Source organism: Stenotrophomonas mexicanensis (assembly GCF_032911605.1).
GTDB classification, from domain to species: domain Bacteria; phylum Pseudomonadota; class Gammaproteobacteria; order Xanthomonadales; family Xanthomonadaceae; genus Stenotrophomonas; species Stenotrophomonas maltophilia_A.
The window spans coordinates 89,429-113,310 of the sequence record NZ_JAWJTG010000004.1 but is presented as its reverse complement, the minus strand read 5'-3'; the positions used below and the strand labels follow the sequence as shown (position 1 = coordinate 113,310).

Here is a 23,882-nt window from a genome sequence, read left to right as displayed (position 1 = left end):
GATGGCGGCGATCCTACGCTGCCGCTCAAGTTAAGGCAACACTTCACGTAGTGTCATATAAATCATTGATTTTATTGATTAGCCTGATGCCTTGCGCCGGGGCCATGAAATCTACGGCAGGTTTTGCGGCGATTCGGGCACAACCGGTCCTTCGGCGGATGCAAAAACGCCATCCCGCGCGGGTCGGGATGGCGTTCGGGCCTGCAGACTGCGCAGCGGAATCTCAGCGCGTAGCCAACGCCGACGCGATTTCCTGCTGGATGGCCCGGGCCGCAGCCTGCGGATCGGCGGCCAGGCGGATCGGGCGACCGACCACGATGGCATCGGCGCCATCGGCAAAGGCCTGGGCCACGCCAACGGTACGCTTCTGGTCATCGCCGACCGGGCCACCGGGGCGGATGCCCGGGCAGACGATCGAGAACCCCGCGCCGGTAGCGGCGCGGATCGGGCCGGCTTCCTGGCCCGAGGCGATCACGCCATCGATGCCGGCCGCCTGCGCGGCCAGCGCGCGCTCGACCACCACGTCCACCGGCTCACGGTCGATGCCCATCTGCGCCAGGTCCGGGCGGCCCATCGAGGTCAGCACGGTCACCGCCAGCAGGCGCATGTCGCTGCTGTTGGCGGCGCCGCAGGCTTCCATCATCGCCGGGTGCCAGCCGTGGATGGTGGCGTAGCTGACCGGCCACTGCGACAGGCGCTTGATCACCGCCGCGGCGGTGGCCGGGATGTCGAAGAACTTCAGGTCGACGAACACGCGCTTGTCGCGGCGGGCCAGCTCGTCCAGCACCTGGAAGTACTCGCCGGAGGCGAGCAGTTCCATGCCGATCTTGTAGAACGCCACGCTGTCGCCGAGGCGGTCGACCCACTCCAGCGCCTGCACGCGGTCAGGCACGTCCAGCGCGAAGATCAGGCGCTCGTCATCGCGCAGCGGCAGCGGCGCGCGGCTCACGGTGCGTAGTCCAGCGCAGCGCGCTTGGCGTCGTGGCGGGCCTGGCGCGACTGGCTGTAGTCGTTGTTGAACTGCGCCGGCTCGAAGCCGCCGTAGGTCGGGTTCGGCAGCATCCACCAGCGCTCGCCGAACCAGTCGTGGTACTGCTGCAGAAGCGCGTCACGACCGTCGTTGGTGTTGGCGGTCACTTCGACGAAATCGCCCAGCTGGTCGCCGAACTGCATCAGCACGCGGTATTTCTGCCCGGCCAGGCGGCGGCGGCAGTTCTTCTCGCTGCCGGCCTGCTCGCAGCCTTCGACCACGGTGCCCAGGCCCAGGAACACGCTGTCATCGGCCACCGGCAGGCCCTGCTCGCGCAGGTTGGCCAGGGTTGCGTCCTTCAGGTGCACGGCGCGGTTGGAGATGTACAGCAGGGTCACGCCCTTGGCGTTGGCGGCCTTGGCGAAATCAACCACGCCCGGAATGGCCTTGGCCTTCTTTTCGGCCACCCACTGGTCCCAGGTCAGCTCGTCGTATTCCTTGCCGTCGCGCACCAGGCGCGCCTGGTAGGGCGAGTTGTCCAGCACGGTCTCATCCACGTCCAGCACCACGGCCGGCTTCAGGCCCTTGGCCTCGTTGCCGCGTTCTTCCGGCACCAGCGCATCCCAGTGGGCTTCCTTCAGCGCGGCATCCAGGTGGTCGGCGGCGGCACGGTAGGTCTGCTCGGTGATCGCCTTGTACTCCTGCGCGCGCTGCATCCACAGCACCGCATTGAGATTGTCGTTGGCAGTGGCATCGAGCGCGCCGTCGGCCTTGGCAGCGGCGGCCGGGGCCTCCGGTGCAGCGGCTTCGGCGGCAGGCGCATCCACGCGCTTGCAGGCGGACAGGCCCAGCGCCGCGGTGGCGAGCAGGGTCAGGGACAGGGAAACGGGACGACGCATGGATTCACCGGCAATCAGATATACCGGCGCATTTTACCGGCAAAGGCGGTCCCGGGACGGCTATGCTTGGCGGTTGACCCGTTGCCCTTCCGGAGGCCGCCATGACCGATTCCACCCAGACCCCCGACGTCCCCCTGCTCGACGCCGTGCAGGCCCGCCTGCTGGGCTGCCTGGTGGAAAAGGAGGCAACCACCCCGGACACCTATCCGCTGACGGTCAACGCCGCCCAATCGGCCGCCAACCAGAAGACCGCGCGCGAGCCGGTGATGAACGTCGATGCCGGCAGCGTGCAGCACGCGCTGCGCCAGCTGGAAACGCTGGGCCTGGCCCGCCAGCACTTCTCCTCCCGTGCAGACCGTTACGAGCACCGCCTGCAGGCCGCGCTGGACCTGACCCGGCAGCAGACCGTTCTGCTGGCGATGCTGCTGCTGCGTGGGCCGCAGACCCTGGGCGAACTGGTCACGCGCAGCGAGCGACTGCACCGCTTCGCCGACGCCGACGAAGCCCGCCACGCCATCGAGCGCCTGCAGCAGCGCGCGCTGCTGGTAGTACTGCCGCGCGCCAGCGGCCAGCGCGAAGACCGCTACATGCACCTGCTGTGCGGTGAAGTGGACGGCGCGGCGCTTGCGGCCAAATACGCCAGCAGCGGCGGTGGCAGCGACGCGGCCGATCCGGGCCTGGCCGAGCGCGTGGCCCAGCTGGAAGCGGCCGTGGCCGAGCTGCAGGCGCAGCTGGCCGAACTGCGCGGCTGATGGTGGGTGCCGACCGTTGGTCGGCACTACCCGACGTCAGCCGCATCCAAGGTGGCGTACAGCCGGCTGGGCGTTTCGATGCCCGGCAACTGGATCACCCCGCGCTCCTGCATGCCCAGGCCCAGCAGGATCTTCCCGGACACCACGTTGTCCAGATCGGTGATGCCGTACAGATCCTGCAGGCCCAGCTCAGCGCGCGCATGCGCGAACACCGCCCGCGCAGCCTCACCGGCATAACCCTGCCCGGCGAATTCAGACAGCACCGCGTAGCCGATGTCCGGCCCCGGCAGGCCATCGCGGCGCACCAGCCCGGCATTGCCCAGCCACGCCCCATCGGACAACCGCTCGATGGCATACATGCCGAACCCATTCAACGCATAGCTGTGCAGCACCCGCAGCGCGATGTACTCACGCGCCTGTTCTTCACTGCGCACATTGCGGTCACCAATGAAGCGCACGAAGCCCGGATCATTCAACAGCGCCAGCATCGGCGCCGCATCGCGATCAGGTTCAATCGCACGCAGGCGCAGGCGTTCACTTTCAATTGGATGCACGCGCAGACCTCCAGCCGAAACCCCGATTCTGCCTCAACCCCCGGCTGTTGCTTTTGATTTTCTTTTTTCTTTTCCGTGGCTGGCGCGCACGGAACCTGTCAGAGGCCGGGCGGGTGGGCTGGGCGGGACCGTCCGCGGCATGGATGCCGCGGCCGAGCCCCCATGGACGGGTTTACGGCGTGTCCCGACCAGGCCACCCGCCCGGCCCACCACGAATGCGCTGCGAACGGCGGCAGCCACGAGGGGCTGCGCCGTTCGCCGGTCAATCGAACAGCGCCTCGATCGCCGCCAACCCCGCACTCGCCCGTTCCTTCTTGCGCACCGCATCGGCCACCGGATCAGCACCATCGCGCTGGATCTCCTCCGCCGGAATCTCCTCGAAGAACCGGCTCGGCTTCAACCGCACGTGCTCACCGAACTTGCGGGTCAGCTTGCTGTAACTCATCCACAACTGGATCTTGGCGCGGGTGATGCCCACGTACAGCAGGCGCCGCTCTTCCTGCAGGTTGCCCTCGTCCAGGCTGACCTGGTGCGGCAGCACGCCATCCTCGCAGCCGACGATGAACACGTACGGGAATTCCAGGCCCTTGGAGGCGTGCATGGTCATCATGCGCACCTGGTTGCCGCCCTCGTCCTTGTCGCTGCGCGACAGCAGCGCCAGCTGGCCGGCCAGGTCGGCGGCAGTGGCACCGCGCGGGCCCCCCTCGAACCACTGCGCCAGTTCCTCGATGTTGTTGGCACGGCGCTGGTAACTTGCCTCTTCCTTGGCCTGCTGGCGCAGTTCGCTGAGCAGGCCGGATTCCTTGGCGACCTTGCGGATCATGTCGCCGGAAGTGACCTGCCGGGTCTGTGCACGCAGGTCACGCAGGATGTCGGTGAAGCGCGCCAGGCTGTTGGCCGCGCGCGGGGGCAGTTGCTGCAGGGCACCGATCGCCTCGGCAGCCTGCGCCATCGGCATGTCCTTCTCCTGCGCCAGCTCGGCCAGCTTGGCCAGCGTGCCGGCACCGACGTCGCGCTTGGGTGACTGCACCGCACGCATGAACGCGGTGTCGTCGTCCGGGTTCACCAGCAGGCGCAGCCAGGCCAGCGTGTCCTTCACTTCCTGGCGTTCCAGGAACATGGTGCCGCCGGTCAGGTGGTAGGGAATGCGCAGCAGCTGCATCGCCTTTTCCAGCGGACGCGACTGGAAGTTGCCGCGGAACAGGATGCAGAAATCACTCCACGGCACATTGCGCGACTGCGCCACGAAGGCGATCTCGGCGGCAACCTTTTCCGCCTCATGTTCGCTGTTGCGGCATTCCCACACGCGGATGCGTTCGCCGTCGGCCTGGTCACTCCACAGCTTCTTCAGGTGCTCGTGCGGGTTGTTGGCGATCAGCGCATTGGCCGCGCGCAGCACACGGTTGGAACAGCGGTAGTTCTGCTCCAGCTTGATGATCTCCAGCTTGGGATAGTCGCGCCCCATCTGCTGCAGGTTTTCCGGATTGGCGCCGCGCCAGGCATAGATCGACTGGTCATCGTCACCCACGCAGGTGAAGTTGCCCTTGTCACCGGCCAGCTGCTTGAGCAGCCGGTACTGCGCGTCGTTGGTGTCCTGGCATTCGTCCACCAGCAGGTAGCCGATGCGCTCGCGCCAGGCCAGCGCGATCTCCGGATTTTCTTCCAGGATCTGCACCGGCAGACGGATCAGGTCATCGAAGTCGACCGCATTGAACGCGGTCAGGCGCAGCTGGTAGCGCTCGTAGACGCTGGCCGCTTCCTTCTCGCGATTGCTGCGCGCGGCGGCCATCGCCTGTTCGGGCGACAGGCCGGCGTTCTTCGCGCGCGACACCAGGTTCTTCATGTCCTCGATGTCATCAGGCTTGGCCCCGTACATCAGGTCCTTGATCTGCGCAGCGGCATCGTCGGCATCGAAGATCGAGAAGCCGCGCTTCAGGCCAACGGCCGCGTGCTCGATCTGCAGGAACTTCAGGCCCAGCGCATGGAAGGTGCAGATGGTCACCTCGTCGGCGTCCTGCTCGCGCAGGCGCTTGGCCACGCGCTCGCGCATTTCCTTGGCCGACTTGTTGGTGAAGGTGATCGCCGCGATGCGGCGCGCCGGATAGCGGCCGCAACCGATCAGGTGGGCGATCTTTTCCACGATCACACGCGTCTTGCCGCTGCCCGCGCCGGCGAGCACCAGCAATGGACCTTCGATGTGCAGGACGGCGGCGGCTTGGGGGGGATTGAGACCGTGCATGGGATGGGGATTGTAGCGGGGCCGGGTGACGACCACAGCGGGCCGCCGGTGGGGTTGCTGAACGGCTTCGGCGAAGCGGGGCTGCGGCGTACAATCCGTCGATGGCCAAGCTCTACTTCTACTATTCGGCGATGAACGCCGGCAAGACCACCACCCTGCTGCAGAGCGCCCACAACTACCGCGAGCGCGGCATGCGGGTGGCGATCCTGACCCCGCGCCTGGACGATCGTGCCGGCGCCGGCGTGGTCGCCTCGCGGATCGGCCTGCGTGCGGACGGCATGGCCTTCGACCGCGATACCGACCTGCAGCGCTGGGTCGAGCAGGATCTGGCAGCCAACGGCCCGATGGGCTGCGTGCTGGTGGACGAGGCGCAGTTCCTGACCCGCGCCCAGGTCTGGCAGCTCAGCGAAGTGGTCGACCAGCTGCGCATTCCGGTGCTGTGCTACGGCCTGCGCACCGACTTCCGCGGCGAGCTGTTCGAAGGCAGCCAGTACCTGCTGGCCTGGGCCGACGAGATGCAGGAGATCAAGACCATCTGCCACAGCGGCAAGAAGGCGACGATGACGGTGCGTGTGGACGAGCATGGGCACGCGGTGCAGGACGGCCCGCAGGTGGAGATCGGCGGCAACGACCGCTACGTGTCGGTCAGCCGCGCCGAGTTCAAGAAGATCACCCGCGGCGAAGGGCGGATCGATCCGGCGCAGGCGCCGCTGCCGCTGTAGCAGGCGCGCCGGTGCGCCATGACCTCCAGCGGTTTACAAGCACGCGCTGTCGCGCCTAGGCTGCGGCTCCCCTGCTGCCGAACTGGACGTCCGACATGCGCTCTGCCCTCCTGCTGCTGCCGCTGCTGTTGCTGCCCCTGCTGGCCACCGCGGCCGAGCGCCCGTCAGGTGAAGACGATGCGGCGGTGATCGGCGCCGGTTTCATGGACAGCCACCCGGACATGATGTACCGGCAATGGGGCGTCAACGCGCTGCGTCGCAACGATGTCAACGGCGCGATGGACAACTTCCGGCTGGCCGCGCGGTATGCGGACAAGCCTGCCCAGGGCTACCTCGGCGAGATGTACTGGTACGGGGTAGAGCAGCCGCGCAATCCGGTCATGGCCTATGCCTGGATGGAGGTGGCGGCCGAACGTGGCTATCCGTTGTTCGTCGAGCTGCGCAACGAGTACTGGGCCACGCTGCCGCTGGAGCAGCATGATGCGGCGCGCGCGCAGGCAAGCGCGCTGCGCGCCGAGTATGGTGACGAAGTCGCGCGCCCACGCATGGCCGAAGTGCTCAGAAAGGGGCGCCGCGAGATGACCGGCAGCCGCGTCGGCTCGATGTCCAACAACGTCGACATCGTGTACATGGACGGCGGAATCTCCCGCACCATCAAGGCCGATCGCCTCTACGACCCGAAGTACTGGGACCCGAAGCAGTACGAACGCTGGCAGGACGAAACCTGGATGAAGATCCGCCGGGGCACGGTGGAAGTGGGTGTGCCGACCCAGTCGCACGCCACCGACAGCAAGCCTTGAAACAACGGTGCCGGCATGTAGCCGGCACCGGGCCGCATCCATTCAGTACAGCGTGCGCTCCGGCGCACCTGCCGGCGGCGGGGTGTACTGGTACAGCCAGGTCTCGGTGAGGGTCTTGCCGCCACTGCGCAGGAACAGGCGGATGTCGATCTGCTCGGTGCTGCCTTCCGGCGGCACCAGGTCGAACATCGCGCGGTAGCCGTTGATCTCGCGCAGCGGGCGCGCCGACACGATCTCGACCCGGCCACGGCTGGCTTCCACCACGGCCTCGACCTCACCCTTGTCGATCAGCCTGGCCAGTTCGCCGCCTTCGAAGTCCACCGCGAAGCGCCAGCTGAAATACTCGCGCTTCTTGCCGATCACGCCGCCCAGGCCGGTGCGGCTGGCCACGCAGTGCGCCAGCGGCGGCCGTGCCGGCGGCTCGGCGCCCCAGTACAGGCGGTAGCCGACCAGCAGCTCCTGGCCCGGCTGCGGCTTTTCCTTCGGGTTCCAGAACGCCACGATGTTGTCGAAGGTCTCGTCCACGGTGGGAATCTCCACCAGCTGCACCGAGCCCTCGCCCCATTCGCCCTTCGGCTCCACCCACAGGCAGGGGCGCTTCTCGTAGAACACGCCGTCGTCCTGGTAGTGGTCGAAGTTGCGGTCGCGCTGCAGCAGGCCGAAACCACGCGGGTTGCGGTCGACGAACATGTTGAAGCGCAGGTTGCGCGGATTCAGCAGCGGTCGCCAGATCCATTCGCCGGCACCGGTCCACAGCGACAGGCCGTCGGTGTCGTGGATCTCCGGGCGCCAGTCCCATGCCATGCGGCGGTCGTTCTCGCCCACCTGGTACATGCTGGTGCACGGGGCGATGCCCAGCCGCTCGATCGCCTTGCGCGGGTACAGCGCGCTGTCGATGTCCATCAGCAGCACATCACCATTGGTGATGGCGAAGCGGTAGGCACCGGCCACGCTGGGCGAATCCAGCAGGCCGTAGACCACGATCGTCTCCGAATCGGCCGACGGCTGCTCCAGGTAGTAGGCGATGAAGTCCGGGAATTCCTCCGGCTTGCCCATGCCGGTGTCGATCGCCAGGCCGCGCGCGGACTGGCCGTACTGGCCTTCCTTGCCGACCGCGCGGAAGTAGCTGGCGCCGAGGAAGGCGGCGAAGTCGCGGTCGGTGTCCTTGCGGGTGTTCAGGCGGAAGCCGGCGAAGCCCAGATCGGCCGGCAGCTCGCCGTCCTTGATGCCGCTCTTGCCGTAGTTGAACGCCGCGCCGTCATAGGCCAGCTCCTGCGCCTTGCCGTCGACCACGTCGAACATGCGCACCGGCGAGTGGAAGTACAGGCCCAGGTGGAAGAACTTGGCCTGGAACTTGCCCGGCTGGTCAGCCCACAGCGCATGGTCCTGGCGGTAGCCGATCGACTGGTACTGGTCCCAGTCCAGGCCTTCCAGGCGGCCCGGCAGCACCCGCTTGTGGCTCTTGTAGGGTGCCTGTGCCAGCGCGCGCGCCTGGCCCTTCAGGGTGGCGAAGTCGAACGGCTGCGGCTGGCCGAGGCGGCGCAGGCCCATCTGGCCGCTCTTGCTGGCCGCGCACGCGGGCAGGGACGGCAGGCCGAATGCAGCCAGGGCGAGGGAGGCATTGCGGATGAAGTCGCGTCGTTGCATGCAGGCGCGTCAGGCACAGAGGGAAGGTCGGCCATCATAGGCAGACAAACGTTAACGGGCAGCGGAGACGTACCCTGCCCGTTCAGCTGCCGCTGGCCGCCCGCCTCAGCGCTGGCAGTGGCTGCACCAGACGCTGGCGCGCTGGCCGATGGTGGCGTGCTTCAGCGCGCGGCCACAGTTCGGGCAGGGCAGCCCATCGCGGCCGTACACCAGCAGTTCCTGTTCGAAGTAGCCCGGTGCGCCGTCAGGGCTGATGAAATCGCGCAGCGTGGTGCCGCCACGGGTGATGGCGTAGCCGAGGATTTCCTTCACCGCGTCGGCCAGCCGCTGATAGCGCCCGCGCGAGATCTTGCCGGCCTCGCGCAGTGGACTGATGCCGGCCTTGAACAGGCTCTCGGCGGCGTAGATGTTGCCCACGCCCACCACCACCGCCTGGTCCATCAGGAAGGTCTTCACCGGCGCGCTGCGGCCACGGCTGCGGGCGAACAGGTAGTCGCCGTCGAACGCGTCGTCCAGCGGCTCCGGGCCCAGCCCCTGCAGCAGCGGATGGATCTCACCGGCGGGCTGCCAGAGCAGGCTGCCGAAGCGGCGCGGGTCGTTGAAGCGCAGCAGGCGGCCGTTGTCCAGGCTGATGTCGACGTGGTCGTGGGCGCGTACCGGCGTATCACCGGGCAGCACACGCAGGCTGCCGGACATGCCCAGGTGCAGCACCGCGCTGCCGATGGCGGTATCCAGCAGCAGGTACTTGGCGCGACGGCGGATCTCCTCGATGCGCTGCCCCGGCAGCAGCTCGGCCACTTCCGGCGGAATCGGCCAGCGCAGGTCGGCGCGGCGCAGGATCACGCCATGCACGCGGCGGCCCTGCAGGTGCGGCGCCAGGCCGCGGCGGGTGGTTTCGACTTCGGGCAGTTCAGGCATGAACCGATTCTACGCCCGCTCAGCGTGGCGGTGCCGCCAGTTCACGGGCATCCAGGACGCCATCACCGTTGGCATCCTGCTTGTGGAAACGCTGCACGATCACCTGCCGCTGCTGCTCGCGGCTGATCGCCCTGCCCTTGCCGCCGGGCAGCTCGTCTGCGCTCAGCACGCCATCGCCATTGCGGTCCATGCGGTCGAAGGCATACAGCATCCACTGCACGTATTCGGATTCACTCACCCGGCCGTCGCCATCGTTGTCCATCCGCTGCAGGTAGCTGGTGGTGTCGGTGACCTGGGCCAGCGCCGCGCCCGGCAGCAGCATCGTCAACGCAAGCCCATACCCAGCCCTCACGCGCCCACCAGGCTGTAGCCCTTCAACCGTGCGGCATAGGCCTGCAGCGCGGCGATCCCGCTTTCCTCGGCCTCACGGCACCACGCCTGCAACTGATGCAGGCGCTCGGCGGCATCGTGGCCGCGGGCCTCGAGCAGCGCCGCCAGCCGCGCGCGGTACTCGACCAGGGTGCGGATGCGCGGGCGCTGTGCCACCCATTCGCTGAGCTGGGCACGACTGTCCGGCTTCAGCCAGCGGCCATCGTTGACCAGGCCACGGCGCAGCCGGCGTGGCAGCAGGCGGCGCAGCTTGGCCCCGGCCTGCACGGCTTCCTCGCGCAGGGCCGGCATGAACACATTGCGCTGGTAATCGGTCATCGCCTGGAAGCGGTGCGACAGCAGCGCCTTCAGGGTTTCGGCATCGGGCACGGCGATGTTCGGGCGCACATCCATGGCCGGCGCCACCCGCAGCACCCTGGCCAGGCGCAGCGCCTGCAGCAGGCGGATCGCACTCCAGCCGATATCGAACTCCCAGCGCCGCATCGCGAAGCGCGCCGAACTGGGGAAGGCATGATGGTTGTTGTGCAGCTCCTCGCCACCGATCCAGAACCCCCACGGCGTGAGATTGGTGGAGGTGTCGGCGGACTCGTAGTTGCGGTAGCCCCACCAGTGCCCCAGGCCATTGACCACGCCCGCGGCCCAGAACGGGATCCATGCCATCTGGATCGCCCACAGGGCCACGCCCGGCAGGCCAAACAACACGGTATTGATCGCGAACAGCAGCACCGGCCCCAACGTGGCATGCGGGGTATACAGGCGGCGCTCGATCGCATCATCCGGGGTGCCGCGCCCGTACTGCTCGATGTCCGCGCGCATGCCACGCGCTTCGCGGTACAGCTCCACGCCGTGCCAGAACACCTTGCCGATGCCACGGGTGACCGGGCTGTGCGGGTCGTCCTCGGTCTCCACCTTGGCGTGGTGCTTGCGGTGGATGGCCACCCACTCGCGGGTGATCATCGAGGTGGTCAGCCACAGCCAGAAGCGGAACACATGGGCCAGCGCCGGGTGGAAATCGACGCCGCGATGGGCCTGGCTGCGGTGCAGGTACAGGGTCACCGAGAAGATGGTGATCTGAGTGAAGACCAGCAGCACCGCCAGCATGGCCCACCAGCCCAGGCCGAGCACACCACCGGTCAACAGGGACATCAGGGCATCTGGCATGACGGCTCTCCGGGTCGACGCGGGGATGGCAGACATCATGGGCGCTTGCGTTGCAAACTGCATCCCTGCGGCGATGCTCTGCATCGCCATCCGAGGCACCGTTCACAGTTGGGGACCTGAGTTGTCGAGCCTTGATCCACGCGCCAGCGCCATGACCGCCGCCCCGCCCCTGGCGGAGCAGCCCCCCTTGATCGAACTGGACCGCGCCACCGTGGTACGCGGCCAGGTGAAGGTGCTGCACGGGCTCAACCTGCGCATCGCACAGGGCCAGCACACCGCCCTGCTCGGCCCCAACGGCTGCGGCAAGTCCACCTTCATCAAGCTGATCACCCGCGAGCTGTACCCGCTGGCCCAGGGCGACGGCGCGGTGGCGGTGAAGGTGCTGGGCCAGAACCGCTGGCAGGTGGACCGGCTGCGCTCGCAGCTGGGCATCGTCACCGGCGATCTCAGCAGCAACCTGGCCGACATGCCCGGGCTGACCGTGGAACAGGCGGTGCTGTCCGGCTTCTTCGCCAGTTACGTGGTGCCGGCCTTCCGCGAGGTGACCGCCGACATGCGTGCACGCGTCGGCGAGACACTGGCGATGACCGGCGCGCTGTCGCTGCGTGAGCGCGCCTACGCCGAGCTGTCGGCCGGCGAGACCCGCCGCGTGCTGATCGCCCGCGCGCTGGTCAACCGGCCGCAGGCACTGCTGCTGGATGAGCCCTCCACCGGCTTGGATCTGGTCGCCCGCGAACAGCTGGTGGCGACCATGCGGGTATTGGCGCAGCAGGGCATCACCCTGGTGCTGGTGACCCACCACATCGAAGAGATCATTCCCGAGATCGAGCGGGTGGTGCTGCTGCGCGACGGCCGCGTACTGGCCGATGGCACCCGCGCCGAGCTGCTGCGCAATGAACCGCTGTCGGCGGTGTTCGGCGGCGCGATCACGGTGGTCGAACAGGAAGGCCGACTGACCGCGTACGCGGGATAGACAGATGCATCGCTCTCCGTAACCGTCTGTAGAGTCGAGCCATGCTCGACCGCCGTTCGCCGCGAGCAGAAGCAGCCGAGCATGGCTCGGCTCTACAGAAGGCGGGGCAGCGGGCCGGATGTTCCGCCCCGCCACCGCTTTGCTCAGAACCGCAACGCCAGTGCGCGCGACTCGATCGGTGCCATCCGGCTCTGGTCCTGCAGCTGCAGGTCGCGCAGCTCGTACGGCGCACCGAACCCGACCGGCAATGCGGCCTGGTCGAACGGCAGCACCAGCTGGCCTGCGCCCGGGCCATCGAACCACGCGGCCGCATGTGCCTGCGCGACCGGCTTCAACTGACCATCGCGGGCGGTGGCATACAGCGTGCCCCGTGCCTCATAGCGGCCTGCGGCGGCCACCTGCAATGGCAGTGCCACCTGGCGGCTGGACGGATCCGGTGCCGCCTGGCCGCTGAAGCGCGCGGTCGGCCGCGCCACCGCGAAGGCGACCTTGCCATCGCGCAGCACACCGTCGGCCTGGGCGAACACCTGCAATTCCCACAGCCCCTGTGCAGTACCGACATCGGCCGGGATGCGCACCTGCGCGCGCAGGCTGCCATCGGTAGTGCGCAGCAGGCGCTGCGGCCAGCTGCGGCCATCCGGCGCGACCAGCAGGGCTTCACCGCCCAGGCCGCCACGACGCGATGCCAGCTGCGCGGTGGTGGCACCGTCTTCCAGCAGGCGTGCCTGCAGCTGCACGTTGCCACCGGCCAGCACCTGCGCCTGGTTGGCCTGCACTTCCAGCCGCAGCGGGCTGTTCGGCTCCAGCACCTGTACCACGTAGCGGCCCTGGGCCTGCGCGCTCTGCAGCGTGTAGGCACCGACGGCACTGGTCGCGCCGGTACGCAGCATGCTGCTGCCATCGCTCACCGGCATGCCGGCGTCCTGCAACGCGCGCGCATCGACACTGTGCGCCACGCTGCTGCGGCCGGCCGGGTCGCGCACCTGTAGCGTGTTGGCCGGCAGCGCGCGGGCACCGTCGGCCGGGCTCAGCTGGATCACCGCATCCGGCGCCGTCAGTGGCAGGTCCAGGCCGCGTTGCAGCTGCGTGCCATCAACCTGCTGCCAGTAGCTGCGGCTGACCGAGGCATACGGCGTGGCCGCCTGCAGCGGTTGTGCGGGGTCCAGCGCCCAGGCAAAGGCCAGTGGCGCGTGTTCGCTCTCATCGGCGGGAAGCGGCGCGGCTACCAGGGCGGTAGGCACCTGATCGCCCGCACGGGCGGCCTGCAGCGGCTGCGCGGCCTGCGCTACGGAAAGGGACAGCACTGCCAGGGTGGCGCCGACCAGCAGGGTGGATTGAATCGTCATGGTCGTCTCCCTCACTGGGTCAGGTCGTTGCGCAGCAGGGTGCCGAGGCCGAAGCACTCGCGGCGGCTCTGGTTGTGGCTGAGCGGTTCTGCACCCTGGGTAAGCGCCTTGTCGGTGAACCAGGTGGTGCCGGCGGCCTTCTGGCTGCTGCACTCCAGGAAGCCATCGGAGCAGGACGACAGCCAGTTCTGGGTGAACTCCAGGCCGACGTTGGCGGCATAGCCACCGCAGTAACTGTTGCTGTCCCACACCGCCGATTCCACATCGCTGCCCACCACCGCACGGAACGGTTTGGGCAGCGCCGGGCGACCAGCGGTGCCGTACAGGTTCTGCGCGTTGTAGGTGGCCATGCTCGCCACCTGCTGCTGGCGCACGGCGTCGTTCTTGTAGCCCAGCAGCCAGCCCAGCGAGGTTTCAAAGGTGTTGCCGTTGAGCACCGCATCGGCCAACGGCGTGCCGGCCGAAGACGGTGCCAGCGCGTTGACCTTGCGCACCGTGCGGATGATCTTCGGATAGCGGCTGTCATAGGTCGGGTTGGACAGGATCCAGCGCATCACGTTGCCGCCGTTGGAGTGGGTGATCACCACCAGCTGGGTGATGCCACGGCTGTCGATGAAGCCGGTCAGCTGATTGGCCAGGCAGCCGGCCGCTTCCGGCTTCCACATGTACTGGGTGAAGTCGCAGTTGATGACCACGTAGTTGCTGCTGTTCGGCAGGCCCTGGCGCACGGTGTCGATGATCGCCGGCTGCCAGTAGTCCTGGGTGGCGTTGGTCTGTGCGCCGGTGCCATGCACGAAGGCCACACCGACCACGTCGGCCGCCTGTGCCGGCGCGGTTGCCAGCCCGAGGAGCAGGGCCAGGACGGTACTTCCTGTTGCGGTGCTGCGCATCGCTTCTCTCCCTCTGTCAACGGATCCCCCCGACCCGGCTGGAACTGGACGGCCCCTGGTGCTTGCCGTTGTGCCGATGCTCGCGGCGAGGCCGCGTGAAAGTCCGTGCGCTGCGCCCGGATTCAGGAGACTGACGTCACTCGATGACGCTTTTCATATCGCCGGGATGACCATGCCGGGTCTGGCCGTATGACCGATGGCCACTGCGGTGTCGTATACGGGCTGCGATCATGGCGCGATGTTTTTCCTCCGGAGCCTGTCCATGTCGCTGATTTCCCACCCTGCCCGCCCGCTACTCGGCCTTGCCGTCATCGCGGCCCTGGCCGGTTGTGCCGCCACCGCTGCCAAGCCGACCGCCGTCGAAGCCAACATCACCACCAAGGCGGTGGGCTATCTGGACAAGAGCGCGGTACCGGCCAGCCTCGACCTGGTGCCAGCACCGCCGGTGGCCGGTTCGGCCGCCCTTGCCCTCGACGAACAGGTCAGCCGTGAAGCCCGCGCGCTGCGTGGCAGCCCGCGCTTCGCCCAGGCCGGTGTCGATGCGGAACTCGGCTTCCCAGAAGGCGCCAACCACTTCTCCTGCGCCGCCGACATCGACGTCGATGCGGTGAAGACCCCGGCGCTGTACCGCCTGCTGGAGCGCAGCCGGATCGACGCCAGCGCCGCCACCAAGGCCGCCAAGAACCACTACCAGCGCCCGCGCCCGTTCATGGTCAATGGTGAACCGACCTGCTCGCCGAAGGACGAAGAAGGCCTGCGCAAGAACGGCTCGTATCCGTCCGGCCACACCTCGATCGGCTGGGCCTGGGCACTGATCCTGTCCGAGATCGCGCCGGACCGCGCCGATGCCATCCAGGCCCGCGGCCGCAACTACGGCGAGAGCCGCCTGGTGTGCAACGTGCACTGGCAGAGCGACATCCTCGAAGGCCGCTTCATGGGCGCCGCCGCCGTGGCCCGCCTGCATGACAACGCCGCGTTCAACAAGGACCTGCTGGCCGCACGCAAGGAGATCGCTGCCGCGCGCAAGGCCGGCCTGCATTCCAGCCGCGACTGCGCGGCCGAGGAAGCGGTGCTGAAGGTGCGCCCGCAGAGCGCGCTGTAAGCGCCTGGCGGTTCAATTGTTGCCGGCCAGCGGCCGGCACTACCGATGGGTGTAAAGCAGAAGGGCCGGCATTGCGCCGGCCCTTCTTCATTGCATCAACGCAGCCACCGCATCAGAACTTCGCGGTGAACTCCACGCCCCAGGTACGCGGCTCGTTGAGGAAGCCGGTCAGGTTGTTGAAGTCGATCGCGCCGACCACGCGGGTCTGGTTGGTCAGGTTGCGGCCGAACACGGCCACGTCGTACTGGCCGTAATCCCAGTTGTAGCCCAGGCGCAGGCCGCCTTCCAGCGAACTACGGCCGCGGAATTCCGGCGACTCGTAGATGAAGAAGTTCACCGCGCTGCGGTAGGCCCAGTCGGTGTAGGCATACAGCTCGCTGCCATCGCTGAGCGGGAAGCCCACGCGCAGGGTCGCGTTGTGGATCCACTTCGGCGCCTGCGGCAGCGGGTTGCCGTTCACCAGCGCATAGGTGCCACCGTTGATGACGGTGGTCGGGTCGTTGATGGTGCAGCCACCGCCGCAGATCGCTACCGCCAGATCCTTGTCCTTGATCTCGGTGTCGTTGTAGCTGCTGCCGAAGGTCAGCAGCACGTTGTCAGCCAGATAGGCTTCCAGGTCCAGCTCCACGCCCTGGCCGATGGTCTTGTCAGCGTTGAGCAGGGTGGCGGTGTTGTTGGTGCCGCCCACCGCGATCAACTGCTGGCCGTCAACGTTGTAGCGGAACACGCTCAGGCCCAGGCGCGCGCGGCGCTCGAACAGGTCGGCCTTGATGCCGGCTTCGTACGAGATCACCTTCTCCGAATCGGCCTGCGACAGGCCCGGCGCGAAGGCCAGGCGGCCCTGGATCGACGGCGCACGGAAGCCCTTGGCCACGCGGGCGTAGGCATTCACGTTGTCGGTCAGCTTGTACACGCCGCTGACATCCCAGCTGACGTCGTTGACGTCGGTGTTGGCCAGGTACGGGCCACTGACCGGGGTGCCGAACGGCACGGCCTGCAGCACGCTGGCGTTGAAGTCCTTCTTGTCCTGGGTGTAGCGCACGCCGGCACGCAGCTTGAAGCGGTCGGTGACATCGAAGTCACCCGAGGCAAATACCGCCCAGGCCTTGTTGCGCTGGTTCTGCACCACGTGGCCGGTCTGCGGGTTGCCCGGCTTCAACGAGTTGTAGTTGAAGTTGTTGATGGTCACGTCTTCGTCGAAATAGAAGACGCCGGCCTGCCAGTCGAAGCGACCCCATTCGTTGGATTCGACGCGGAACTCCTGCGTCCACTGGCGATGGTGCGGCAGGCCGTCGGCCGACTCCGACGAGAACGGGATGAAGCCCGGCCCATAGTTGCCAGCGCCCAGCGATGCGTCGCCGTAGCCACCGTCGATGTCACCACGATTGAGGGATTCGGCGGTTTCATAACCGGTGATCGAGTGCAGGGTCACCGAACCGAGGTTCCACTGCAGGCGCGCGCTGCCGCCCCAGGTCTCCAGGTCGGAGAAGTTGACGCCATCGTTGGCCACCTTGTCGCGATCGAAGTTCTCGACCAGGCCGTTGCCACCCTTCTGGATGATGTTGGCACGGAACAGGCGGGCGGTGCCGTTGAGCTTGCGCTTGTGCAGGTTGAACAGTGCTTCGAAGTCGTCGCCTTCGTACAGGAACTGCACGCGGCCGGCGGCTTCGTCATAACCTTCGAAACCGCTGTTGGGCGCGCCGGCACGGGTGTTGTCGACCCAGTCGTCACGGCGCTGGTAGATGGCCGAGACGCGAGCCGACCAGCGGTCGGTCAGCGGGCCGCCATAGGCGCCCTGCACGTTCCAGCTGTTGTAGCTGCCATAGCCCACGCGCACGTAGCCGTCAGCATCCTGCGACGGGCGCGCCGAGTCGAACTTGACCACGCCGGCCGGGGTATTGCGACCGAACAGCGTGCCCTGCGGGCCGCGCAGCACTTCCACATTGGCCAGGTCGAACAGCGGGAAGCCCTTCAGCAGCGGGCTTTCCTGCACCACGTCGTCGTACACCAGCGACACCGGCTGCGACGCATTGAGGTCGAAGTCGGTGTTGCCCAGGCCACGGATGTAGAAGCGCGGGAAGGCACGGCCGTAGGACGACTCGATGTTGAGGCTGGGCACGCGCGCGGCCAGGAAGCGGATGTCATCGCCCGCCGAACCCAGCACATCGAGCTTCTCGCCCTGGATCGCGCTGATCGCGACCGGCACGTCCTTGGCGTTCTCGACGCGGCGCTGCGCGGTCACCTGCAGGGCATCAAGGGCAACCGGATCCTTGGCAGCGGGAGTTTCCTGGGCGGCTGCTACCAGCGGCAACAGGGCGGAAAGAGCGGCAACGAGGGGGCGCGCGACCGGAAGGCGGCCACGGGAAGTGCGGGTCGGAGACATGGCGGTAGGCTGTGTTTGGAGGGGTGGTAAAACGGCGCTACCAGATAATTGTTGCAATACAGCACCTGCCCCGCAAATGCCTGCCGTTCATGGCCGCGTCGCCCCGGCCCCCGCGCCCTCGCTAGACTCGGGGTTTTCCAGCCCTGCAGAGCCGCCGCGATGACCCAGTGGTACTTCCATGCCTCCGCCCAGGCCGAGCGTATCGGCCCGCTTGATGACGAGGCCGCGCGCCGTTATGCGCAGGCCAACCCGCGCGCGCTGGCCTGGTGCCAGGGCATGAGCGGGTGGACCTCGATTGCCGAGGTGCCCGAACTGCAGTCCGCGGCCCCGGGCATGCCGAACACCCCGCCGCCGGTCCCCGCCGCGGCCAGCGGCCGCGCCGACGACATCGAGTTCCGCATCGTCGGCCATGAAATGCAGTTCGTGGAGATCGAGCTCGACCCCGGCGAGAGCGCCATTGCCGAGGCCGGCGCATTGATGTTCAAGGATGCCACCGTGCAGATGGACACGGTGTTCGGCGCCGCCAACGGCGACCAGGGCGGCGGCTTCATGGGCAAGGTGATGGCCGCCGGCAAGCGCGTGCTGACCGGCGAGAGCCTGTTCGCCACCGTCTACACCCAGAGCGGCCACGGCAAGGGCAAGGTCGCCTTCGCCGCGCCCTACCCCGGTACCGTGCTGGCAATGAAGCTGGACCAGCATGGCGGCCGCCTGATCTGCCAGAAGGACAGCTTCCTGGCCGGCGCGCGCGGCGTGCAGATCGGCGTGCAGTTCCAGCGCAAGATCATGACCGGCCTGTTCGGCGGCGAAGGTTTCATCATGCAGAAGCTGGAAGGCGACGGCTGGGTGTTCATCCATGCCGGCGGTTGCGTGGTGGAGCGCGAGCTGGCCGCGGGCGAGCGCCTGGACGTGGATACCGGCTGCGTGGTGGCCTACCACCCGACCGTAGACATGGATGTGCGCCGGGTGGCCGGCATCAAGAGCATGCTGTTCGGCGGCGAAGGCGTGTTCCTGGCCACGCTGACAGGTCCGGGCAAGGTCTGGCTGCAGTCGCTGCCGTTCTCGCGTCTGGCCGGCCGCATGTGGATGGCCGCGCCGCAGGGCGGTGGCCAGAACCGCGGCGAAGGCTCGGTGCTGGGCGGCCTGGGCCGGATGCTGGACGGCGACAACCGGTTCTGACCGCCCCCGGTCGTGCCGGCCGCTGGCCGGCAGCCCCATGGAACTTGGCGCGCATCCCGGTCGTGCCGGCCGCTGGCCGGCAACCTCATGAACCTTGGCGCGCATCCCGGTAGTGCCGGCCGCTGGCCGGCAGCCTCATGGACCTTGGCGAGCGTCCCGGTAGTGCCGGCCGCTGGCCGGCAGCCTCATGAACCGCTGCCAGGTTCCCAATGATTGCCGGCCAGCGGCCGGCACTACCTTTATGAATGGGCGATGTTTCCTACCCTGCCCGCCCCGCCACGGCTTCGGTATGCTGGCGCCCTTTCCTGAATCCGGCGCCGCGAGCGCACTGCCGATGAGCCTGTTCCGCCCCCGCATGCTGCTGTCCGTCGCCCTGATCGGCCTGCTGGCCGGCTGCGGTGGCGACCCGGTCCGCCCCACACCGCCGCCGGCGCCGACCGTGGTGCCGCAGGCCAAGCCGGTGAAGATCGGCATCGCCCTCGGTGGCGGCGCAGCCAAGGGCTTCGCGCACATCGGCGTGATCAAGATGCTGGAGGCCAACGGCTTCGAACCGGCCGTGGTGTCCGGCACCAGCGCCGGCAGCGTGGTCGGTGCGCTGTACGCCAGCGGCATGGACGCGTTCCAGATGCAGAGCAAGGCGGTGGCACTGGACGAAGCCAGCATCCGCGACGTGCGCCTGTTCTCCGGCGGCCTGGTGCAGGGCCAGAAGCTGCAGGACTACGTCAACGAGCAGGTTGCCAACCGTCCTGCCGAGCGCCTGAAGAAGCCGTTCGCCGCCGTCGCCACCCAGCTCGAAACCGGCGAGCGCTCGATCTTCGTGCGCGGCAACGTCGGCCAGGCGGTGCGCGCGTCCAGCAGCATTCCCGGTGTGTTCGAACCGGTGAAGATAGGCGGCCGCAACTACATCGATGGCGGCGTGGTCAGCCCGGTGCCGGTGGATGCCGCGCGCCAGCTCGGCGCCGACTTCGTGATCGCCGTGGACATCTCCAGCAAGGCCAGCGGCAAGGCGCCGACCGACATGCTGGGCATCGTCAACCAGTCCATCTCGATCATGGGCCAACGCCTGGGCGAGCAGGAACTGGCCCGCGCCGACATCGTCATCCGCCCGAAGGTGCTGGACATCGGCGCCGCCGATTTCAGCCAGCGTGGCACCGCGATCCTGGAGGGCGAAAAGGCCGCGATGGCAGCCATGCCGCAGATCCGCGCCAAGATCCAGCAGCTGCAGCGTGCACGTGCCGCCGCAGCGGCACCGGCACCGGTGGCCGCGCCGAAGTGCGAGGAAGCCTCGCGCCTGGGCAAGCTGATGGGCCGCAAGGACAAGTGCTGACCTGAGCCGGCGCGTCGCTGCCAGACAGCGACGCGCGTGCTAGCGCGCGGGCCGGTAGCCGCTGGCCTGCAGCCGCTCGCGCCTGCGCATCTGGCGCGCCTGCTCCTGCAGTGTCGCCGTATGCTGCAGTTGTTCCATGCCATCGGCCGGCACATGCAGCTGGCGTCGCGCACGGGTCAGCGCCAGATAGACCGCGCGCACCGGGTTGTGCCAGATGCGCCCGCCCTGCCCCGCACTGAAGCAACCGGGCGACAGCGAGACCACGTCGAACTGCAGGTTCTTCGCGTGTTCGGCCAGGCACAGCGCCACCCGCCCTTCAGTGGGCGTGTCCTGGTCATCAAGCGCTTGCAGCAATGACTGCACCCGATCGGCAGACGCAAACAGTTCGACCAGCGCGCCCTGCCCTTCGTCGGCCTGCGTGGCCAGGAAGCGCTCCCATTCCTGGTCCGATGCGCTGTCGCGGCGCCGGCGCCACGCATCCAGTGGCCGCTGCAGCACGCTGCGCAGCGCGCGCAGCGATGCCGGATGCAGGTAGGGCCGCAGCCCGAGTGCGTGCAGCTGTGCCGCGTCCAGGGCCAGATCGGCGACGCTGCCATGGATGCGCAGGCCCTCGCTCGGCACCTGCGCCCAGTCGCGGTAATGCAGCACACCGGTGGCGCGGTCGGTGGCACCGACGAACGGCCCACTTTCCTGGCCCAGTCCATCCAGTGCCAGGGTCTGGTTGACCAGGCCCTCGACCTGGTTGCCCTGGCGCACCGACTGGTGCATTTCCAGCACCTTCGACGCGGCCCAGCGCGGCACCGTACCGGTCAGGCACTGGTGCGGATCACCCAGGCTGACCACGCCAGGCGCATGGCCGGCCAGCAACTGCTTCCACGACGGGCTCAGGTCATGCGCCTCGTCCACCAGCAGCATGCCCATGTCCTGCGGGGGGGTGACGCCGCGCAGCGCCAGCCACTTGCCGATGTGCGCCGGGCTGAGACTCAGCAGCGTGCCCCGCTGTAGCTCGGCGTCGAACATGCAGCGCCAGACGTGCTCGGCGGCCGCCATGTACGGCGACACATCGAGCATCGCAGCGGGCACCGAACGGTCGAAATGCTGGAACGCCAAGCCCGTTGCCGACGACGCGCACCAACGGTTGATGGCCTCGAACGCGGTCAGCAGCACCTGCTCCGGGCTGCGCCCACCGATGCCCTGCAGGCCGATGCGGCCGGCAATCTCGCGCGGCGTACGGGTGCTGCGCCGGTAGCTGGCAACGAAGCCACCGGTCTGGCCGCTGCGCGCGGCGTGCTGGGCCACGCGGTTGGCGAATTCGATCTGGGTCAGCAGGCGCACCGCAGTGCTGGCCGGCACGCGGGCGCGGAAGGCTTCCACCTGCCCACGCGAGGGCGCCACGTAGGTGTAGCGGCCCGGCCGCGCCTCCATCAGCGCCAGCACCAGGTGGCCCTTGCCGGTGCCGGCATAGCCATCGAGGTCGATCAGCTCATCGGGATTCGCGGCGATGGCGCGCAGCACGCGGGCCTGCTCGGAGGTGTACAGGCCATGGTGCTCGGCCGACCGCGCATCCGCGGCGGCGACGTCATCCAGCGTGGCCTCGTCGTCATCACTGGAAAAGGTGGCGGGAAAGCGGATCTCATGTTCGACCAGGGTTTCCTGGCAGGCCTGCTGCAGGGCCAGGCCCGGGTACTCCCGTGGCGACTGCGCGATGACGTCCTGCAGGATCTCCGCCGGTGCCAGCAGCACGCCGTGGGCAGCCAATGCGCTCAGCCAGGCATCCAGTTCCGGTTGGCCACCGCCACCGGTCCCGGCCAGCTGTGCAGCCGCACCTTCGTTGCCGGCAAACAACGCGCAGGCATCATGCAGCAGGCGCTCGATCTCGGCCGCCGGATGCAGGCGCGTCCGGCACAGCTGCGCGGCCATCAGCCCGGCCTGCTCCACTGCGGTCTGCGGTGGCGTGCCATGGGCAACGTAGCGCGCCAGCGACTTGCGCTGCAGCGGCAGGAACGTGGTGGTGGGCAGCGGGTGCTGGAGTTCGGACATGCGTGGAACCGGAAAGGAACGCTGCGACGCGCGCAGGGCGGAGATGCTCGGCTACCCGCCCGGCGCCGTCAAATCGCAGCGGCGCGTTCATTCCAGCTGCGAAAGCGGCAATGCCTGGAAGCCCTTCACCGTGCGCAGCACGAAGCTGGAATTGGCATCGGCCACGCCGCCGGCATTGAGCAGCCGGTCCAGCAGGAAGTGCGAGAAGTGCTCCAGGTCGCGCACGTAGACGTGCAGCAGGTAGTCCATGTCGCCGGTCAGTGCATGGCAGGCCACCACTTCATCCCAGCCCTGCACGCTGTCCACGAAGTGGCCGATGGCGGCCTGGTCGTGCTTTTCCAGCTGCACGCGCACAAAGGCCTGCAGGCCCAGCCGCAGCTGCCGTGGCTCCAGCCGCGCGCCATAGCCGACGATCACGCCCTCGCTTTCCAACCGCTGCAGGCGCCGCAGGCAGGCCGAGGGCGAGAGGTTCACCCGCGTCGCCAGCTCGGCGTTGGTGGCGCGCCCATCCCGCTGGATTTCAGCCAGCAGGCGTATATCCGTGCGATCGAACTGGACTTCTCCGGCCATTGTTGCCCCGCAACATGGTGAGTACGCAAGGATATTGCGCCAACAAGGCCAATCGGCGCAACTTTTGCAACCCTGTTGCGCGCGCCCTGCCCTAGCATCGTGGGTATCTCATCCCGGAGTGCCCCATGGACCTCGCCCAGCCCCGCCGCGTCGAACACCAGCAGACCGACAAGGGCTACGTGCCGGTGTATACCACCGCGCTCGTCGAGCAGCCGTGGGACACCTACAGCGCCGACGACCACGCCACCTGGAGCACGCTGTACCAGCGCCAGCGCGAACTGCTGGTCGGCCGCGCCTGCCAGGAATTCCTGGATGCACAGGACGAGATGGGCATGAGCGCGCACATGATTCCGCGCTTCGATCAACTCAATGAAGTGCTCGGCGCCGCCACCGGCTGGACGCTGGTGGGTGTGGAAGGCCTGCTGCCGGAACTGGATTTCTTCGACCACCTGGCCAACCGTCGTTTCCCGGTGACCTGGTGGATCCGTCGCCCGGACCAGATCGATTACATCGCCGAACCGGACCTGTTCCACGATCTGTTCGGCCATGTGCCGCTGCTGATGAACCCGGTGTTCGCCGACTACATGGAGGCGTACGGCCGTGGCGGCGTCAAAGCCCACGCGATCGGCCCGGATGCACTGCAGAACCTGACCCGCCTGTACTGGTACACGGTGGAGTTCGGCCTGATCGATACGCCCGACGGCCTGCGCATCTACGGCGCCGGCATCGTGTCGTCGAAGGGCGAATCGCTGTACTCGCTGGAATCGGGCGCGCCCAACCGCATCGGCTTCGACCTGCAGCGGATCATGCGTACCAAGTACCGCATCGACACCTTCCAGAAGACCTACTTCGTCATCGACAGTTTCGAACAGCTGATGCAGGCGACCTCGCCGGACTTCACCCCGATCTACGCGGCGCTGTCTGACCAGGCGCATCTGCCGGCGGGCGATGTGCAGGGCGATGACCGCGTGTTCCAGAAGGGCACCGGCGAAGGCTGGGCCGACGGCGGCGACGTGTAGGCGA

Annotated in this window: 21 protein-coding genes; 8 read left to right on the top strand and 13 right to left on the bottom strand. The window is 67.9% G+C overall.

From position 1 onward, the window contains the following. Positions 1-223: 223 nt before the first annotated feature. Together pyrF and R1L06_RS03765 are read right to left on the bottom strand one after the other, a co-directional pair. Positions 224-949: an orotidine-5'-phosphate decarboxylase gene (gene pyrF, locus R1L06_RS03770; protein WP_317216943.1), complete on the bottom strand. Its 726-nt coding sequence runs from the start codon at positions 947-949 to the stop codon at positions 224-226. Continuing rightward, positions 946-1,869 carry a 5'-nucleotidase, lipoprotein e(P4) family gene (locus R1L06_RS03765; RefSeq protein ID WP_032128687.1) on the bottom strand — a complete coding sequence of 308 codons (924 nt, stop codon included), beginning with the start codon at positions 1,867-1,869 and terminating at the stop codon, positions 946-948. Before R1L06_RS03765 ends, pyrF begins: the two co-directional genes overlap by 4 nt. A 101-nt stretch (positions 1,870-1,970) precedes the next feature. Between R1L06_RS03765 and R1L06_RS03760 the strand changes: the two genes are divergently transcribed. After that, on the top strand, positions 1,971-2,621 hold the full coding sequence (locus R1L06_RS03760) for a YceH family protein (RefSeq protein ID WP_032128686.1): 651 nt from the start codon (positions 1,971-1,973) through the stop codon (positions 2,619-2,621). A 26-nt stretch (positions 2,622-2,647) separates the two neighbouring features. Here the strand turns inward: R1L06_RS03760 and R1L06_RS03755 are convergent, their stop codons facing one another. Together R1L06_RS03755 and R1L06_RS03750 are read right to left on the bottom strand one after the other, a co-directional pair. Beyond that, the gene (locus R1L06_RS03755) at positions 2,648-3,175 is read right to left on the bottom strand and encodes a GNAT family N-acetyltransferase (RefSeq protein ID WP_317216942.1); all 528 of its coding nucleotides are present in this window, start codon (positions 3,173-3,175) and stop codon (positions 2,648-2,650) included. A 262-nt stretch (positions 3,176-3,437) separates the two neighbouring features. Beyond that, complete coding sequence (locus tag R1L06_RS03750) at positions 3,438-5,414, bottom strand: UvrD-helicase domain-containing protein (protein ID WP_032128682.1); 1,977 nt, start codon at positions 5,412-5,414, stop codon at positions 3,438-3,440. 101 nt (positions 5,415-5,515) lie between these two features. Here R1L06_RS03750 and R1L06_RS03745 point away from each other — a divergent pair, with 101 nt between their 5' ends. Continuing rightward, positions 5,516-6,136, top strand: coding sequence for a thymidine kinase (locus R1L06_RS03745; protein WP_008264720.1), 621 nt, complete (start codon positions 5,516-5,518; stop codon positions 6,134-6,136). A gap of 95 nt (positions 6,137-6,231) precedes the next feature. After that, on the top strand, positions 6,232-6,936 hold the full coding sequence (locus R1L06_RS03740; RefSeq protein ID WP_032128680.1) for an SEL1-like repeat protein: 705 nt from the start codon (positions 6,232-6,234) through the stop codon (positions 6,934-6,936). 42 nt (positions 6,937-6,978) lie between these two features. Here the strand turns inward: R1L06_RS03740 and R1L06_RS03735 are convergent, their stop codons facing one another. The 4 genes from R1L06_RS03735 to R1L06_RS03720 all read right to left on the bottom strand — a co-directional run bounded on the left by R1L06_RS03735 (position 6,979) and on the right by R1L06_RS03720 (position 11,052). Then, positions 6,979-8,583, bottom strand: a complete 1,605-nt coding sequence (locus R1L06_RS03735) for an OpgD/OpgG family glucan biosynthesis protein (protein ID WP_317216941.1) — start codon at positions 8,581-8,583, stop codon at positions 6,979-6,981. A gap of 105 nt (positions 8,584-8,688) precedes the next feature. Then, the gene (mutM, locus tag R1L06_RS03730) at positions 8,689-9,501 is read right to left on the bottom strand and encodes a bifunctional DNA-formamidopyrimidine glycosylase/DNA-(apurinic or apyrimidinic site) lyase (RefSeq protein ID WP_049422377.1); all 813 of its coding nucleotides are present in this window, start codon (positions 9,499-9,501) and stop codon (positions 8,689-8,691) included. A 19-nt stretch (positions 9,502-9,520) separates the two neighbouring features. After that, the gene (locus tag R1L06_RS03725; protein ID WP_317216940.1) at positions 9,521-9,853 is read right to left on the bottom strand and encodes an EF-hand domain-containing protein; all 333 of its coding nucleotides are present in this window, start codon (positions 9,851-9,853) and stop codon (positions 9,521-9,523) included. Further along, positions 9,850-11,052, bottom strand: coding sequence for a DesA family fatty acid desaturase (locus tag R1L06_RS03720; protein ID WP_182266985.1), 1,203 nt, complete (start codon positions 11,050-11,052; stop codon positions 9,850-9,852). Before R1L06_RS03720 ends, R1L06_RS03725 begins: the two co-directional genes overlap by 4 nt. A 151-nt stretch (positions 11,053-11,203) precedes the next feature. Between R1L06_RS03720 and R1L06_RS03715 the strand changes: the two genes are divergently transcribed. Then, a complete protein-coding gene (locus tag R1L06_RS03715; RefSeq protein ID WP_317216939.1) occupies positions 11,204-12,025 on the top strand; it encodes an ABC transporter ATP-binding protein in 822 nt (273 codons plus the stop codon). A gap of 143 nt (positions 12,026-12,168) precedes the next feature. On the opposite strand, the gene R1L06_RS03710 is transcribed toward R1L06_RS03715, so the two are convergent. Then, on the bottom strand, positions 12,169-13,371 hold the full coding sequence (locus tag R1L06_RS03710) for a DUF4785 domain-containing protein (protein ID WP_317216938.1): 1,203 nt from the start codon (positions 13,369-13,371) through the stop codon (positions 12,169-12,171). An 11-nt stretch (positions 13,372-13,382) separates the two neighbouring features. Continuing rightward, positions 13,383-14,261 carry a hypothetical protein gene (locus R1L06_RS03705; protein WP_293799242.1) on the bottom strand — a complete coding sequence of 293 codons (879 nt, stop codon included), beginning with the start codon at positions 14,259-14,261 and terminating at the stop codon, positions 13,383-13,385. Between the two features lie 262 nt (positions 14,262-14,523). Between R1L06_RS03705 and R1L06_RS03700 the strand changes: the two genes are divergently transcribed. Next, a complete protein-coding gene (locus R1L06_RS03700) occupies positions 14,524-15,363 on the top strand; it encodes an acid phosphatase (protein WP_049399001.1) in 840 nt (279 codons plus the stop codon). A gap of 112 nt (positions 15,364-15,475) precedes the next feature. Here R1L06_RS03700 and R1L06_RS03695 read toward each other — a convergent pair whose 3' ends face one another. Continuing rightward, positions 15,476-17,746 (bottom strand): TonB-dependent receptor, encoded by a 2,271-nt coding sequence (locus tag R1L06_RS03695; protein ID WP_032129261.1) that lies wholly within the window; start codon positions 17,744-17,746, stop codon positions 15,476-15,478. A 159-nt stretch (positions 17,747-17,905) separates the two neighbouring features. On the opposite strand from R1L06_RS03695, the gene R1L06_RS03690 reads away from it, so the two are divergent. Together R1L06_RS03690 and R1L06_RS03685 are read left to right on the top strand one after the other, a co-directional pair. Next, positions 17,906-18,922 (top strand): TIGR00266 family protein, encoded by a 1,017-nt coding sequence (locus R1L06_RS03690; protein ID WP_032129262.1) that lies wholly within the window; start codon positions 17,906-17,908, stop codon positions 18,920-18,922. A 334-nt stretch (positions 18,923-19,256) separates the two neighbouring features. Continuing rightward, on the top strand, positions 19,257-20,249 hold the full coding sequence (locus R1L06_RS03685; RefSeq protein ID WP_049399033.1) for a patatin-like phospholipase family protein: 993 nt from the start codon (positions 19,257-19,259) through the stop codon (positions 20,247-20,249). Positions 20,250-20,288: 39 nt separating this feature from the next. Here R1L06_RS03685 and R1L06_RS03680 read toward each other — a convergent pair whose 3' ends face one another. Together R1L06_RS03680 and R1L06_RS03675 are read right to left on the bottom strand one after the other, a co-directional pair. Beyond that, positions 20,289-22,289, bottom strand: a complete 2,001-nt coding sequence (locus R1L06_RS03680; protein WP_317216937.1) for a hypothetical protein — start codon at positions 22,287-22,289, stop codon at positions 20,289-20,291. Positions 22,290-22,376: 87 nt separating this feature from the next. Next, entirely contained in the window at positions 22,377-22,859 is a 483-nt protein-coding gene (locus R1L06_RS03675) for an Lrp/AsnC family transcriptional regulator (RefSeq protein ID WP_004153377.1), read from the bottom strand. Between the two features lie 125 nt (positions 22,860-22,984). On the opposite strand from R1L06_RS03675, the gene phhA reads away from it, so the two are divergent. Then, a complete protein-coding gene (gene phhA / locus R1L06_RS03670) occupies positions 22,985-23,878 on the top strand; it encodes a phenylalanine 4-monooxygenase (RefSeq protein ID WP_317216936.1) in 894 nt (297 codons plus the stop codon). The last annotated feature ends 4 nt before the right edge of the window (positions 23,879-23,882 follow it).